Genomic DNA, 13,403 nt, shown 5'->3' with positions numbered 1-13,403 from the left:
GCAGACCTCTGCCCTATTTCCGCCCGTCAACGTTGGGGCGAAGGGCAGAGGTCTGCACTAGCGTGTGCGCCCGACTCCAGTCCGGCAGAGGGCCGGCGCAATGAACGACGGGAGGAAGACTCGCGCCATGAGGCACTGCTCCGTACGCCCGGGAGTCCGGCGCACCTGGACGGTCGAACTGCGCCCGCAGCCCGGCGGACCCGTACTCGTATGCCAGCAGTGCACGCACAGCGGGCGACCGCTCGTCGGCACCGCCGCTCGAACCGAGCTCTTGGCCCACCTGGCCGCGCACGCACGTCAAGATCTTCTCCCCGCGCACCTGCGGACCTGCCAGTGCCACGAACGGGGTTGTCGACAGCACCCCCGCCACCGCGGGTGCAACGGCCCGATCCGACTCCTCCTCGTCCGAGAACGAGGAGGACGCCGCTGGCGCCTCTCCGACACCTGCACCGCGTGCGCGGCGGCCACATCCCAGGCCGCCGTCGTCCCCGAAACAACCCTGGCCGCAGCCACACCTTCCGGGCAGACGCGCGCTCGACGCAGACGACGCACGAGAGGACCAGACAGCCAGACCCGAGTGCGCGAGATCCTCAACTATCTCGCCGCGGTGCTGCCCGAAAAGACAGGAGCTGGCGCCCGCATGCTCGCCCTTCAGTGCGCACTACGCATGAACAACTCGGCTCAAGTCCGGCTGCCCCACGGCGTGGTGCGCAGCCTTCGCCTCGAACCTGCCACGGATTCGTGGCGTGAGCTCATCGAAGCGGGGCTGCTTCGTCCACTCCCACCCGACCACGCAATTGCCGTCCAGATGCTCGACGCGGGTCTGCTCACTCAGCATCCGGCTCGGCCTGACCGGCTGCGCGCCGCCGACTGGGCATTGCGCGGCACCCACCCTGCTCGTACCTCCAGCCCGCTCCTACGACTTGCCGCCCTGTCCTTCATCGTCCGCACCGCCCTCGGAAGTGATCACGGAGTCGCGGAGACGGACCATGTAGCGCGTGAGTGCGGGGTGCCTGCGGCCGCTCTTCCCTCGCTACTGGAGCAGTTGGTGATCGCAGGGGTTCTCGCGACCTGGCAAGCAGCACGGGATGCAGGAGAGCTGTCGTGGAAGCTCGGCCCGAAAGGGCTCCATCCACATTCCTCCAACGAAGACACCCCCAACCACCCTGGCCCAGCTGACCGCCGACCAGCTCAAGTCGGTTGATCTCGCTCAGCGATCACAGCTGGCTGCGCGAGCACGGGGAACGCCTCCTCCCAAACCTGGCGAAGGTGTCGGCTACCCATCCTTCTCAGTACGGGCCACTGCGTGAGCAACAGTTCCTTGTTGAGGAATCGGACCAGATCTTGGCACTGCCCCTCTGCAAGCACGGTCCGGTAGAGACTCTGCACACACGAGGTACATGGAACCCAAATACGTCACTCGACATGATCTGATTCTCTCAGCGCCCACTGACAAGCCGCGTCTCGGACCGCGTTGGTTGACCGCCTCGTCCGCCACACCGAATGATCTCCCTCAAGAGCGACGGCCACCGCGTGCGAGGCCAACACCTCAGACGCGTTCTCGCCGTGAACATCGGGGAATGAATAACGTCAAGTGACCTACTGGGGCCGACGTTCACGCGTTCGTCAGGAGAGGACGCCGAAAGAGCCTGAGACGGACGCGCAAGTGGGAGGGGCGGCATTGGCGGCAGCGCACGTGCTTGCGAGACGCACGATCACACAAGTACCTGCGCAAAGTCCTGTTGTCGTACCCCGTGCCCGCCGGCTTCCTGTCGTCCCGAAGCCGGTTAGCGGCGAGGCTTTCTCCTCCTGGGTAGATCGTGTTGCGGGCACGCTGAGCGTTTCTCCCGGCCGGGCTGCCCACGCACTGGGGTTGGAGTGTGCCGAAGGCGCGGCAATCACCCGGCCCGTGTTTTTCGGAGTCATTCTCACCCCTAAGAGCCTCAGCGGCTTGCGCGATGCGACAGGGTTGCCAGTGCGAACACTTCAGGACATGCAGCTCGCCCGGTACGACGGAACCGCACTCGACCTCGCGGGCCTGGAGCCGAGCGACCGGACGTCGATGCGGCTTGTCGCTCTTCGTGAATGGATGTTGACGACGTCAAGTCGGGCCTGCCCGTACTGCCTCGCAGAGAGACCGGAATGGCCTCTGTGGTGGCGTCTTGGGATCGCGGCGGTATGCCCCGTCCACCGTTGCCTGCTGATCGACGTCTGCCCCACGTGCGGCATCCCACTCAGGCGCGGCAACCACAGCAACCAACGTGGCCTGCTCTCGAGGCCTCCGCTGCCTGGTCCCGGTGAATGCGGCAATCGTCCGCCTGGTGGGCCGTCAGCCCGTGGTGGCCGCCGCGGCGGACTGTGCCCGCAGCAGTACAAGGACATGCCGACAGTAGCCGTGAACGACTCCTTAGCTGCTCTCCAGCGGCAGGCACTCGCCATCGCAGACGGAGCCGAAGGGTCCGTGGCAGGTACGTCAGTCTCCCCGAGCGAATGGTTTGCTTCTCTTCGACTGCTGACGGCAATGGCCCGTCTCGCCGCTGATGAGACCGACGTCTCCGTGTGCCCGGGCTTCATGGCCGAAGCGGTGGCAGAAGACCGTCGGCGGCGCCAGGCCATACGCAGCGGTAGCGCGAGCCACCTCGGAGCCATGCCTCCAACGGCCGCCCATGCCATGGCCTATTTGGCGCTTGCCTCCGCGGTCCTTGACGCCCCGAACTTCGAGAGCGGTGCACGAGTACTGGCTCCTTGGGCCCGGCGCCTGGCGGACCTGCAACGGGCCGCCGGTGTCGGAGACCGGCTTCGCAAGATGCGCCGCCCGGCTGTCATCAACGAAATGATGGCTGCCGTTGCTCCTCGTTCCTCACGTGTTGTCGGCGCCCTCGCAGCCGTCAGACCAGTGGGGATCAGCCCCTGCCACGTTCCGCATCTCGCTGATGCTGCGGACTACAGCGAGCTGGTTGCCGCGTATCTGCCCGGAACCAGTCCCTTGTGGGGAAGGCGGTTCACCGCTCTGGCGCTCGCTCGCCTGGCGGGCGCGTCCAGTTGGCCGCGCGCCGCTGAGGTATTAGGCATGGACAGCGGCAAGGCCATACGTGCCGCCACCAAGGTTGTCCGGCGAATCTCCGACGCGGACGCGTTCTGGGAGTCGGTGACGCTCGTAGGGGAGCGTCTTCAGGAACGCGGGCCGGTCGATTATGCCGCCCGCAGAGCTGCTCTTGCAGACCTGTGTGAGCTCCCCGACGGCGCTCTCACGCCCGTCTTCCGTCCTCTTGGGATGTCCGTCACTCCTCAGCGACGGCGCCACGCTGCGGCGTGGATCTGGCAGCGCTTCACCAATGGTGATCCGCACGAGGCGCCCGCCTACAGGCAGGAGTGGGGCAATGCCACGGCGCAATCGATACGCGTGGGTTGGTGGCGCTTCCAGACCCGTCTGCCTACGCCGGCCGCAACTTCCCTCGCTGACTGGGGGACTGCCCACCTTTCCGGGAAAGGGATCTCATGAGCCCACCGCGAACACGCACGCTTCGACCGGTGCGCGCCGCTCGCGACCGAACTTTCCTCCAGTACTACGAGCCCTGCGGGACGGAACGCATCATCCCTGCCTCCCTGGCTGCCGCAGTCGCCTTTGAGAACGCACTCCCCGCCCGCGAGATCCCTTCTCACGCAGGACAGCACCACACCCCCGGCCACTACTGGTCCGCTACGACCGACCGGATGATCGACTACGAGTCGTACCTGGAATCGAAGTGGATGAAGCTGCTCGACTTCGACCCTGAGGTGGTTTCATTCAGCGCCCAGCCGTTCACCATTGACAGCCACGATTCCGACGGCGCCTGGCGACACACCCCAGATCTTTTCGCTCGTCGGCGCGACGGCTCGGTGCTGCTGCTGGACGTCAAGGAAGACGGGCGTATGACAGTGCCCGCCGTTATCTGCCAGGCCCGTCGGACGGCCGAGCTATGCCAGCGGATCGGCTGGGACTACACCATGGTGGGCGAACCCGATGCGCTGCGCTGGGCCAACGTTTCCTGGCTCGCCGGCTACCGCCGGCCCCTGCTAGCTGGGAAGGCTCTCGTCGATCGCCTGCTGATGCTCGCCCAAAGATCCGTGCCCATTGGTGACTTGGTGAGCTTCCAGCCTGTCCCCGAACTCGCGCGATCCGTGACTTACCACCTCATGTGGCACCACCAGCTTGCCTTCGACGAGACCCGTCCTCTGCGCGATCACACCCATGTGCGAGCCGCAGACCCACGGAGTGCCGCATGAGCAGCCATCGGCTCGCCGTCACCGACTGGATCGAGTTCGAGGAGGAACGGCACCAGGTCGCGGGGCTCGACGGTGCAACCGTGCGCCTGCGCTCGGAGAACGGCCGCACGCAGACCATCATGCTGTCGGTCCTGCTCGCCGACAGCAGCTTCCGTGCGGCGGTCGAACCGCCGCCCACGGCACTGATGGAACCCGATGCCCACCCCGATCCAGCCGGCGTCCTGGCAAGCCTGGACAAAGCTGTGAAGGACTCTGCGCTGAAACTAGAGGCCCATCTACTCGAGGCCATGACGGGCTACAGCTCCGGCGACCCGCTCAGCGCGGCCGCGGGCGAGCCTCGCCCGCAATACGATCCTGCGCTCCCCCAAGTCGTCCGTGTTCAGGCCAAGGCACAGGAGCTGGGCGTGACGGAACGGTGGATGTGGAAGCTGTGGGCGCGGCGCGCGGAGAACGGTCTGTGGGGGCTCGTGGACAAGCGCAAGGCCCGCGTGTCAAACCCCTTGAGGAACCTCGATCCACGTGTGGTCCAGGCCATTCGTGATCAGGCGGCCGCCGAACGCGCTGACAGCTCCGCGACCATCGGCTACCGCTTCTACCGGCGTACTCAGAACCGTCTCGATGCCGACCACGGCGCCGGTGCCGTTCCGCTGCCGAGCCGGGACATCTTCCGACGCGCGGTGGCCCACTTGCTGGACATCAGCCCCTCTGCCCCGGCCTACCAGCGGTCCTCGGCCGCGAACCAGCCCGACCGGCCCTTCGGCAACGTCATCGCCACCCGCCCCGGCGAGGTGGTCATGCTCGACACCACCCCGCTCGACGTCCTCGCCTTCGACCCCGGTACCACGAGCACGATCCGCGTGGAACTCACTGTCGCTCTCGACGTGGCCACCCGTTCCCTCCTGGCTTGGCGGCTCACGCCCGAGGGGACCAAGGCCATCGACATCGGCCTGTTGCTGGCCGACGTCATGACCCCGGAAATGATGCGCCCCGGCTGGTCTGATGCCCTGCGCTACCAGATGCTCCGCGTCCCATACGAGCGGCTGCTGACCGTGGACGAGCGCCTGGCCGAGGCCGCCGCTCGGCCGGTCATCTACCCCGAGACGCTGCTCTACGACCACGGCAAGCCCTACAAGTCCGACGTTGTCTGGCGCGCCTGCACCCGCTGGAAGATCGACCTTCAGGACGCGCGCAAGCTCAAACCCACCGACAAGCCGCACGTGGAAAGACTCTTCAAGACCATCCGCGAGCAATTCGCCGAACACGTCGCCGGCTACAAGGGCTTCAACGTCGCGCACCGCGGCCGCACTGCCGAAGAGCAGGCCCGGTGGACCATCGACGAACTCACCGAGTTCTTCGCGGAGTACGTCATCGCCGTCTACCAGCGCAGACATCATCGCGGGCTCACCCTGCATGGCTTCCCAGACCTGCGCGTCTCCCCGAACGAGGCGTACGCCATGGCGCTCGGCTCGGCTGGCTACGTGGACTGCCCCCGCGAAGCCAACGTGTACTTCGAGCTGCTGCCGATTGCCAAGCGCGTAATCCACCCCTACGGGGTTGAGCTGAACCACCTGACGTACAACGCCGACATCCTGTACCGCTACCGGAAGGCCAAGGCTCCCTACCCCGGCGAACTGTGGCCCATCCGCTACGACCCGCGGAACCTGTTGCACGCCTACTTCCTCGATCCCTCCGATGGCCGCTGGCACGTACTGCGCTGGACCCATGCGCTCGGAGAGCACCAGCCGTTCACCGACATCACGCTGCGGGAGGCGAAACGGCTCATCACCCTGCGCGGCCGCGCACCCGAGGACCAAGAAGCGGTAGCTCAGGCTCTGACCGACCTACAGAACCGCACAGACGCACCAGAGACCTGGACCGCTGCCGACCGCAAGCGTCACACGCGGGACGAACACCGAGGTGCGGCACAGAGCCGCGACATGCAGCGTGACGACGCCCCCGTCAACAGCCACCCTCCGCTGACCGCCGTGCCCGACGCTGCGGACGAGGAAACAGAGCCCGGCGAATGGGGCGACCTCGACTTGAGCAAGGTCAGGGCCGCAGAGGTCTGGGACCCCGACGCGATCTAGGAGCCCGTATGAGCACCTTCCGACACCCCGGCCTAGCCGAACCCCGCAACAAGGAGGAATGGCGGCGCTACCGCGATAGTCGCGCGCCCGAGCAGCCCGTCATGCCGCCGTACGAGGAGTACTTGAAGCTGTCGGACGACGACAAGGACGACCTCAACGAGGATCGCGACAACTATCACAGTGCGCTCGCGATCATCGACACTTCCCAGGTCAAGCGTCTGCACTACCTGATGGGACGCAGGATGAAGGCCAACGCCCGGCGGGCTGCGGGGGCCAGAGCCGGCCTTGTCTTCGACGGCCCTCCCACTGTCGGCAAGTCCACCCTCGTCAAGTTGTTTGCCGCCCGTTATGAGAGGCGGCTGCGCCGCAAGTACCCGGAGAGGTTTCAGGACGGCTATGAATCCAACGGGATGGTCATCGACTACACACCCGTCGTCTACCTCAGCATTCCGGCCAGGGCCACGCCCAAGGACCTCTCGGTACTGTTGGCCGACTACCTCGGCATGGTGCAACGCGGCCGGGATACGCAGACCGACATCACCAACCACGTGCTCTCCGTCCTGTCGGACGTCGGCACGGAGCTCGTGATCATTGATGATGTGCACTTCTTGGACATGTCCGCAAAAGAGGGCCGAGTGGTCAACGATCACTTGAAGTACATCGCCAACGAAACCGCGGCAACGTTCGTCTACACCGGCGTCGACCTTGAGAAATCCGGACTGTTCCTCGAAGGCCAGGCTGCCTCGCGGGCCACCCAAACCTCAGGACGAAACACTCGCTACCCGGTCCGCAAGTTCGGATGCAAAACTGCTCAGGAAAAGCTCGAATGGGCGGAGACCGTCAAAGCACTGGAAGACACTCTCGTGCTGTACAGGCACAGGCCCGGCCAACTCGTGAAGCTCTGTTCCTACTTCTACGATCGTACCGATGGCAGCATCTGCGCCCTTACCGATCTGTTCCGTGAATCCGCAATCGAAGCAGTCATGAGCGGGGAGGAAGCGATCACACGCAAGCTCATGGACCGCATCGAGATTAGCGAATACGCCCAGGCCACGTACCGGAAAGTCGTACAGCAGCGCCGCCAGAAAGCCGCAGTAGGATCGAAGGTGGCGGCAAGTTAGACATGGGCAACGAGCACTTGGCGGAACCTACCACTGCTCGACGGTGGGACGTCGTCCACCCCCAGCTGTCAGCTCACGCGACGCGGCTCCGCCGCCTTCCCGTTGTGCCCGCCCCTGTGGAAGGCGAAGCATTCCACTCCTGGGTGGATCGCACTGCGATTAAATTGGGCGTGCCGCCGGGTATCGCAGCCCGGGCACTGGGACTTGAATTCAACTCGGCAGGAAAAATGAGGCGACCGCTGTTCTTCGGCGTCACCCTCACACCGGCCAGCCTGGCTGGCCTGCAGCTGACGACCGGGCTGACCCCTCAAACACTGCGGCAGATGCAACTCGCTCGATATGACGGAACTGCCCTCAATTTTTCACGTCTTGACCTAAACGATGTAACAACCCTGCCTCGTCTGACTCGCCACGAGTGGTTCCTGGCCTACGATAGCCGGGCCTGCCCACATTGCCTTTCAGGTAGTGGGGTATGGCCGGTGTGGTGGCGCCTGGGTATCGCAGCCGTATGTCCCGTCCATCGCTGCCTTCTCGTCGACATATGCCCTGCCTGCGGCGTCAGATTGCGGCGCGGAGGCGGGAACAAGAAGCCTACAGGTCTACCTACAGGGACCCATTACGCACGGGACCCGCAGGAATGCGGAAAGCGCTCGCCGAACCCGGTGGCAGCGAGCCAGCCGGAAGTATGCCGCCAGCGGATCACAGACATCCCCACCCTCTCGGTCCCACATGCGTTGGTTGATCTGCAAGTACGCGCGCTCGCCATTGCCGACGGCGGTACGGCCCGGCTGGCAGGCGAGCCTGTCTCCGGCGCCGAATGGTTCGATGCTCTGCGCTACCTGACGGCAGCTGCGCGACTGGTCGTCCACGATGACGAACTCGCGGAACTTCCCGGGTTCGCCGCGGACGCACTCGCCGCCGTCCGCACACAGCGCGCACTGAGCCCTCGCGCGGTACCTGGTGGGCCCGGCGCGATGCCGGGCACCGCGTCCGAAGCTGCCGCCGCTCTCGCACTCACGGAACCCATCCTGAACGCCTCCGACTGGGGTGCTGGCGCACACCGTCTTGCTCCTTGGGCGCGCAGGTTGGCCGCAGAACGGCAAACCAGGCACAGCGGCCGCAACCCGCTGCGCGGCATCCAGCACCCGGCGGGACTGCATCGCATGATGACGGCGATCGTTCCCCACCATTACCGAATCGCTGGCGCGGTTACCATGAATCATCCGTCGCCCGGGAGTTCCGACATATTCCGAATCTGATAGACGCGGATGACTACCGCAACGTCATGGCCATTCACCTCCCCGGAACCACACCTGTCATCGGCAGGCACTTCTGCTCCCTCGCGCTCGCTCGCCTGGCCGGGGCAGAGACTTGGGCCCAAGCCGAAGGCTCGCTAGACGCCCCACAGCGCCGCAAGGGAAATTGGGGAAAAACTACCCAGAGAATCCCTGACTCTCAGGCTTTCTGGAACGGAATTCGCACTTTGGCCGATCTATTGCGGAAACGAGGAGCCATTGACTACGCCGCTCGCCGGAGAGCGCTATCCGAACTTCTCGAGGTCCCTTATGACAGCCTGTTTTCGATCTTCCGTCCAGTACGGATGGGCGTTACTCGCCAGCGACAGCGCCACGCCGCAGCGTGGATCTGGGAAGCCCTCACCGGCAGCCCAGCCCACGACTCCCCTGTCTACGCCGGAGGCTGGGAGGGACAGAGCGCGGCCTCGGTGACCGAAGCCCGGCGGAAGTTCCACGAACGCGTTCCGGAATCCGCCGCCAGGGAATTGACGCTGTGGGGGCTGGAATGGCTGGACGAGAAGGGCACTCAACCCCAGCCTGACTCGAGAGCCGCTGGTGCTGCGGGCGACCCGGTGCAATCATGGTCTGCGCACTGAACTGTTCCGCGCGAGGGTCGCTACTTCCTTCCATGCAGAGAAGAGTTCAGTGCCCAGGTCAGGGCCACGGGGACTGAACTTTTTCCTTTCGTCCGACAAGTACCTGCACATAGCCGCATGCAAGTAGGCACTGACCACCTGGCGGGCGTCCGTGTCGATCGGCGCCCACCGGGTACGCGAGGGTTCCCGAAGATGTGGAGGGAGTCATGCAACGAGGCAGCGACCGCCTGAGCGTCCACCGCGACGACGAGATGAAGCACGAACTACAGGAGCTGCTGCGGTCCGGTCATCCGACGAGGACCGAGGAGTGGCACGACCCCGAGCCGACCGCCGACGACGATCCGGCGCTGTGGGCCGGTCCGGTGCTCCCGACTCCGTGGAGCGCGGGCTCCGTGGCGTCCGTGCGCTATGAGCTGGGACGGATTCTGGGCCGCACGGCGTTCCCGGCGCGGGCGGCCGAACTCATCGACGACCTGCGCAGCCGGCATGCCCCGGACACGCTCGTCGAACCGCTGAGGCGGCTACCGCGCTCGGCGCGCTACGCCAATGCCCAGGAGCTCGCCGAGGCCGTCGTACGGGCGGAAGGAAGCGCGTGAAACGCATAGGGCGCCCGACTCGGGGGTACTGCGGGCGTCGTCCGCTGACGCAGCACCCCCTCACAGCCGGGGGAGACGCAGGAAAGGACCACAGGCCATGGCTGATTTCGTCAGGGAGGTCATGACGCCCGGCGTCGTGGCGGTCCGGCCGGACGCCTCGCTCGTCGAGGCGGCGCAGCTGATGCGCGCGCGGGACGTCGGGGACGTCCTCGTGACCGGCGACGGGCAGGTCGTCGGCGTGCTCACGGACCGTGACATCGCGCTGCGGGCCGTCGCGGACGGCGCCGACCCGCTGACCGTGAGCGCCCAGGCGGTGTGCACTCCCGACCCGGTGGTGGTCGGCCCGGACGACACCGTGTCCAGGGCGGTCGACCTGATGCGCGGCCACGCCGTGCGCCGGCTGCCGGTCGTGGAGGACGGGCGGCCGGTGGGCATGGTCAGCCTGGGCGATCTGGCGGTCGCCCAGGACCCCACGTCGGCGCTCGCGGAGATCAGCCGGGCCGCGCCGGGCGGCGGGTCGGTGTGAGTGCGGCCGTGGGACGGGGGACGGCATGAGCCGCCGCGACCGGGCCGCACGGATCGGCTCGTACGGCGCCACCGTGAACGTCGGCGAGGTGACCACCCGTTACCTCATGTACGGGCTGCTGCCGTCCTGGTTCGTGCCGGGCCTCGCCGACTGGGTGATGCACCGGCGGACCCGGATCGAGGACACGGCCGGTGCGAGGGAGTCGCTGATCCACGCGCTGATGATGACCGAGGTGGGCGTGCCGCTCGCACTGACCCTGCGCTATGAGGTCAACCCCCTGTTGTTGTGCGTGCAGTTGGTCGGTACCGAGGTGCATGAGGCGACGGCTCTGTGGGATGTGCGCACCGCCGTCCGCAGCGACCGCGAGGTGACGCCGTTGGAGCAGCACATCCACAGCTTCCTGGAGTCACTGCCGTTCGCCGGGCTCGCTTCCCTCGCGTGCCTGCACGCCGACCAGGTGCGGTCGCTGCTGCGCGGTGGGCGGGGCGATCAGCGTGCCTGGCGCCTGGTCCCGCGTCGGCGGCCGCTGCCGCGCGGCTATCTCGCGGGTATCGCGGTGGCGATCGGCACCTGCGTACTCCTGCCGTACGGCGAGGAGTTGCTGCGCTGCGTCCGCGCCGGACGGCTTCGGGCGCGGGATGTACCGGAGGGGGCGGAGGGGGCGGCCGACGAGGCGGCCTAGTGGCTTGCCGAGCAGGCGGAGAAAGGACTGTGAGCATCATGCGTATCGCGTTCCTGACCGCGCCCGAGGGCGTCGAGCAGGTCGAACTCACCGATCCCTGGAAGGCGTTGGCCGACAACGGGCACGAGCCGGTCCTGGTCTCGACGAAGCCGGGGCACATCCGGGCGTTCCACCACCTGGACAAGGCGGACACCTTCCCGGTGGACGCGATCGTCAGCCAGGTGCAGGCCGAGTCCTTCGACGGTCTCGTGCTGCCGGGCGGGGTGGCCAATCCGGACTTCCTGAGGATGGACGAGCGGGCCGTGGAGTTCGTCCGTGCCTTCTTCACCCAGGGGCGTCCGGTCGCCGCGATCTGCCACGCGCCGTGGACGCTGGTCGAGGCGGACGTCGTGCGGGGCCGGACCCTGACGTCGTGGCCGAGTCTGCGCACGGACATCCGCAACGCGGGCGGCACGTGGGTGGACGAGCAGGTGCGGATCGACCGGGGGCAGAACCTGCTGATCACGAGCCGTAGGCCGGACGACCTCAAGGCATTCGACGAGGCGATCCTGACGGAGTTCTCCGGGGCCGGGCACAACAGGTAGAACACCCCTTCGACCTTGACGGCCCCGTCCTCGAACTCCCCCAAGCTCTTCGAGCAGGGAACCCCCGGACGAGCTGAAAAATTCAGCCCGCCCGGGGGTTTCCCCTGTGCGGACGGACGGGGGCCGGTCCTGACATCAGCCCCTCTCGGGCTCCGTCACGGCCGGGTCCCGGTCCCGGGCCCCGTCACGCGTCCGGCTCGCCACTATCAGGCGGCGCGGATGGCGGCGCAGGTACTCGCCCTCCAGCTGCGCCATACGGTCGTTGTGGGCGCGCAGCGCGTCGTTCGAACCGTGGAGCAGCGTGTCGTGGCGCGTGCGGTGGATCGTCTCCAGCTCCTTCATGAGCTGCTGGTCGGTCAGCCGACCCGGCTCGACTCCGGTCATGGTGGTCCCCGCTCGTCGTGTTCCTCGGTGCGGTCCGGGTACCCGCCCGGAGAAGCAATACCCCGCATCACCCCGAGCGGCATCCGGGAGGGAGCCATGGATCTCGCCTTTCTCCATCCACTGTACGAACATCCGGGCCCCTGGGCCTCCGTGTACGTCGACACCTCCCGGCACACGCAGACCACGTCCCGCGAGCGCTCCCTCACTGCTCAGGCCCTGTCCCAGGAGCTCGCCGGACAGGGCGCGGACGAGCCGACCTGCCGGGCCGTGCGGACCGCGGTCGAGGAGCTGGCCCACTCCCCCGAGCCGCTCGGCAGGGCACTGTTCGCCCGTGCGGGCGCGGTCGTCCTGGACCCGCCGCTCGCCGCCGCCCCGCCCGGCTCATCGGCCCACTGGTCGCCCCTCCCGCACACGGCGCCGCTGCTGGAGCTGGCCAGTGAGGACCCGGTGTGCGTGGTGGCGTACATCGACCGCAAGGGCGCCGCGTTCGAGCTGCGTGGGGCACTGGGCAGCGGGGACGCCGGGGCGGCGCCCGGGAAGCAGTGGCCGCCGCACCGTACGAGCACCGGGGACTGGTCGGTGCGCCACTTCCAGCTGCGGGTGGAGAACATCTGGGAGCACAACGCGGCCGAGATCGCGGACGCGCTCGCTGTCTGCCAGGAGGAGACGGGCGCCGACCTGGTCGTGCTCGTCGGTGAGGAGGGCCGGCGGTACGCCGTACGCGAGCGGCTCCCGCAGCGGCTCCACGACCGGGTGGCCGAGGCGCCGCACGACATGGGCAGCCGGCTGCTGGACGAGGACGTGGAGCGGATCCGGGCCGAGCATGCGCACCGGCGGGCCGTGGAGGAGCTGGAGCGCTTCCTGGCCGCCCGCGCACCGGACGAGGAGGGGCGTACCGGCGCGGTCGAGGGCGTGCCCGCGGTCGTCGAGGCGGCACGCGAACACCGTATCGACGAACTCTTGATCCGTCCGGATGGCCCGGACACCCGCCGTGAGGTGTGGATCGGCGAGGACCCGGACCAGGTCGCGGTCCGCCGCACCGACCTCATGGCGCTGGGGGAGCGGCACATCCGGTCGGCCCGCGCGGACGACGCACTGCTGCGCTCCGCGGTGGAGACGGGGGCGGAGGCCGTGTCGGTGACGGTCGCGACGGCGCAGGAGGTCCCGGTGGGCGGGGTGGGGGCGTTGCTGCGCTGGACGTAGCGCGCAGACGTCGAGAGGGAGCCCCGGGCGGGCTCCCTCTCGGCGTCTGCGGCGAATCCCTCG

General features: G+C 67.3%; 11 protein-coding genes and 3 pseudogenes. 13 read left to right on the top strand and 1 reads right to left on the bottom strand.

The genetic code is table 11. The features are described 5' to 3' along the window. Positions 1 to 577 precede the first annotated feature (577 nt). The 12 genes and pseudogenes from Q2K21_RS12945 (at position 578) to Q2K21_RS12900 (ending at position 11,753) form a co-directional block, all read left to right on the top strand. Positions 578 to 1,204 carry a hypothetical protein gene (locus tag Q2K21_RS12945; RefSeq protein WP_310770137.1) on the top strand — a complete coding sequence of 209 codons (627 nt, stop codon included), beginning with the start codon at positions 578 to 580 and terminating at the stop codon, positions 1,202 to 1,204. Between the two features lie 390 nt (positions 1,205 to 1,594). Then, positions 1,595 to 2,191: pseudogene (locus Q2K21_RS35755) on the top strand (TniQ family protein); the annotation flags it as partial. Between the two features lie 330 nt (positions 2,192 to 2,521). Continuing rightward, entirely contained in the window at positions 2,522 to 3,502 is a 981-nt protein-coding gene (locus tag Q2K21_RS12940) for a hypothetical protein (protein WP_310770135.1), read from the top strand. Next, positions 3,499 to 4,266 carry a TnsA-like heteromeric transposase endonuclease subunit gene (locus tag Q2K21_RS12935; protein WP_310770133.1) on the top strand — a complete coding sequence of 256 codons (768 nt, stop codon included), beginning with the start codon at positions 3,499 to 3,501 and terminating at the stop codon, positions 4,264 to 4,266. Before Q2K21_RS12940 ends, Q2K21_RS12935 begins: the two co-directional genes overlap by 4 nt. An 80-nt stretch (positions 4,267 to 4,346) precedes the next feature. Continuing rightward, the gene (locus Q2K21_RS12930; protein ID WP_310770131.1) at positions 4,347 to 6,353 is read left to right on the top strand and encodes a Mu transposase C-terminal domain-containing protein; all 2,007 of its coding nucleotides are present in this window, start codon (positions 4,347 to 4,349) and stop codon (positions 6,351 to 6,353) included. An 8-nt stretch (positions 6,354 to 6,361) separates the two neighbouring features. Beyond that, a complete protein-coding gene (locus Q2K21_RS12925; protein WP_310770129.1) occupies positions 6,362 to 7,474 on the top strand; it encodes a TniB family NTP-binding protein in 1,113 nt (370 codons plus the stop codon). A gap of 2 nt (positions 7,475 to 7,476) precedes the next feature. Then, positions 7,477 to 7,995, top strand: a pseudogene (locus Q2K21_RS35750) (TniQ family protein); the annotation flags it as partial. Positions 7,996 to 8,136: 141 nt separating this feature from the next. Then, complete coding sequence (locus Q2K21_RS12920; RefSeq protein ID WP_310770127.1) at positions 8,137 to 8,733, top strand: hypothetical protein; 597 nt, start codon at positions 8,137 to 8,139, stop codon at positions 8,731 to 8,733. Positions 8,734 to 9,571: 838 nt separating this feature from the next. Next, positions 9,572 to 9,961 (top strand): DUF2795 domain-containing protein, encoded by a 390-nt coding sequence (locus Q2K21_RS12915; RefSeq protein ID WP_310770125.1) that lies wholly within the window; start codon positions 9,572 to 9,574, stop codon positions 9,959 to 9,961. Between the two features lie 97 nt (positions 9,962 to 10,058). Further along, positions 10,059 to 10,487 carry a CBS domain-containing protein gene (locus tag Q2K21_RS12910; protein WP_310770122.1) on the top strand — a complete coding sequence of 143 codons (429 nt, stop codon included), beginning with the start codon at positions 10,059 to 10,061 and terminating at the stop codon, positions 10,485 to 10,487. 25 nt (positions 10,488 to 10,512) lie between these two features. Further along, complete coding sequence (locus Q2K21_RS12905) at positions 10,513 to 11,169, top strand: diguanylate cyclase (protein ID WP_310770120.1); 657 nt, start codon at positions 10,513 to 10,515, stop codon at positions 11,167 to 11,169. 38 nt (positions 11,170 to 11,207) lie between these two features. After that, positions 11,208 to 11,753, top strand: coding sequence for a type 1 glutamine amidotransferase domain-containing protein (locus Q2K21_RS12900; protein WP_310770118.1), 546 nt, complete (start codon positions 11,208 to 11,210; stop codon positions 11,751 to 11,753). 135 nt (positions 11,754 to 11,888) lie between these two features. Here Q2K21_RS12900 and Q2K21_RS12895 read toward each other — a convergent pair. Further along, positions 11,889 to 12,205: pseudogene (locus tag Q2K21_RS12895) on the bottom strand (DUF6158 family protein). Between the two features lie 28 nt (positions 12,206 to 12,233). On the opposite strand from Q2K21_RS12895, the gene Q2K21_RS12890 reads away from it, so the two are divergent. Further along, positions 12,234 to 13,340 carry a baeRF2 domain-containing protein gene (locus tag Q2K21_RS12890; protein WP_310770116.1) on the top strand — a complete coding sequence of 369 codons (1,107 nt, stop codon included), beginning with the start codon at positions 12,234 to 12,236 and terminating at the stop codon, positions 13,338 to 13,340. The last annotated feature ends 63 nt before the right edge of the window (positions 13,341 to 13,403 follow it).

The organism is Streptomyces sp. CGMCC 4.7035 (genome assembly GCF_031583065.1).
Taxonomy (GTDB): Bacteria; Actinomycetota; Actinomycetes; order Streptomycetales; family Streptomycetaceae; genus Streptomyces; species Streptomyces yaanensis.
The sequence above is the reverse complement of the archived record's forward strand: the minus strand, read 5'-3'. Positions and strand labels throughout refer to the sequence as shown.

What these genes read in the sequence shown, in the direction of transcription:
- Q2K21_RS12890 (WP_310770116.1), top strand. Translation starts at nt 12,234, where the DNA reads ATGGATCTCGCCTTTCTCCATCCACTGTACGAACATCCGGGCCCCTGG.
- Q2K21_RS12925 (WP_310770129.1), top strand. Translation starts at nt 6,362, where the DNA reads ATGAGCACCTTCCGACACCCCGGCCTAGCCGAACCCCGCAACAAGGAG.
- Q2K21_RS12905 (WP_310770120.1), top strand. Translation starts at nt 10,513, where the DNA reads ATGAGCCGCCGCGACCGGGCCGCACGGATCGGCTCGTACGGCGCCACC.
- Q2K21_RS12915 (WP_310770125.1), top strand. Translation starts at nt 9,572, where the DNA reads ATGCAACGAGGCAGCGACCGCCTGAGCGTCCACCGCGACGACGAGATG.
- Q2K21_RS12935 (WP_310770133.1), top strand. Translation starts at nt 3,499, where the DNA reads ATGAGCCCACCGCGAACACGCACGCTTCGACCGGTGCGCGCCGCTCGC.
- Q2K21_RS12940 (WP_310770135.1), top strand. Translation starts at nt 2,522, where the DNA reads ATGGCCCGTCTCGCCGCTGATGAGACCGACGTCTCCGTGTGCCCGGGC.
- Q2K21_RS12910 (WP_310770122.1), top strand. Translation starts at nt 10,059, where the DNA reads ATGGCTGATTTCGTCAGGGAGGTCATGACGCCCGGCGTCGTGGCGGTC.
- Q2K21_RS12900 (WP_310770118.1), top strand. Translation starts at nt 11,208, where the DNA reads ATGCGTATCGCGTTCCTGACCGCGCCCGAGGGCGTCGAGCAGGTCGAA.